Consider the following 1,297-nt stretch of genomic DNA (forward strand, 5'->3'; position numbering starts at 1 on the left):
CTTCAGGTCGTCGAGGGTGAGTTTTTTCATCTGGTGGGTGGCGTTGCGGCCTTCGAAGTGCGGGCCGAGGCCGTAGCCCTTGACCGTTTTGGCCAGGATCACGGTGGGCTTGCCCTTGAATTCGGTCGCTGCCTTGTACGCGGCGTAGACCTTGCGGTAGTCGTGGCCGCCGCGCTTGAGGTTCCAGATCTGGTCATCGGTCAGGTCCGCGACCATGTCCTTGGTCTGCGGGGTCTTGCCGAAGAAGTGCTCGCGGACGAACCCGCCGGACTCGGCCTTGTAGGTCTGGTAGTCCCCGTCCAGGGTTTCGTTCATGATCTTCACCAGCGACCCGTCGGAGTCGCGGGTGAGCAGGTCATCCCATTCCCGGCCCCAGACGACCTTGATCACGTTCCAGCCCGCGCCGCGGAAGAACGCCTCGAGTTCCTGCATGATCTTGCCGTTGCCGCGCACCGGCCCGTCCAGGCGCTGGAGGTTGCAGTTGATCACGAAGTTCAGGTTGTCCAGGTTCTCGTTCGCGGCGAGCTGGAGCAGGCCGCGGGACTCGGGCTCGTCCATTTCCCCGTCGCCCAGRAACGCCCAGACCTGCTGCTCGGAGGTGTCCTTCAGGCCGCGGTTGTGCAGGTAGCGGTTGGACTGGGCCTGGTAGATCGCGTTCATCGGCCCGATGCCCATCGACACGGTGGGGAATTCCCAGAACTCCGGCATCAGCCGCGGGTGCGGGTAGGAGGACAGGGCGTGGCCGGCCTTGGACTTTTCCTGCCGGAAGCCGTCCAGGTCCTGCTCGGTCAGCCGGCCTTCCATGAACGCCCKCGCGTACATGCCGGGGGAGGCGTGGCCCTGGAAGAAGACCTGGTCCCCGCCGCCGGGGTGGTCCTTGCCGCGGAAGAAGTGGTTGAACCCGACCTCGTACAGCGTCGCGGCGCCGGCGTAGGTGGAGATGTGCCCGCCCACGCCGATGTTCGGCCGCTGCGAGCGGTGGACCATCACCGCGGCGTTCCAGCGCATGTACGCCCGGTAGCGGCGCTCGAACTCCTCGTTGCCCGGGAACTGTGCTTCCTGGTCCGCCGGGATGGTGTTCACATAGTCCGTGGTGGTGACCATCGGAACCCCGACGCTCTGGGCGCCGGCACGCTGCAGGAGACTGCGCATGATGTATTGGGCACGCTCGGTGCCCTGTTCCCTGATCAGCGAATCCAGGGACTCAACCCACTCGGCGGTCTCTTCCGGATCACGATCAGGCAGCTGGTTAGTCAACCCGCTGAGGATATGGGAGGTATCTTCTCCTGCAGCCACG

1 pseudogene is annotated in these 1,297 nt (G+C 65.1%); it reads right to left on the reverse strand.

Features of this window, described 5'->3' with window-relative positions:
* A pseudogene (locus tag AC1DD3_RS22045) lies at positions 1-1,296 on the reverse strand (pyruvate dehydrogenase (acetyl-transferring), homodimeric type); the annotation flags it as partial.
* Position 1,297: the final 1 nt, after the last annotated feature.

The organism is Arthrobacter sp. 05T444, from assembly GCF_056395905.1.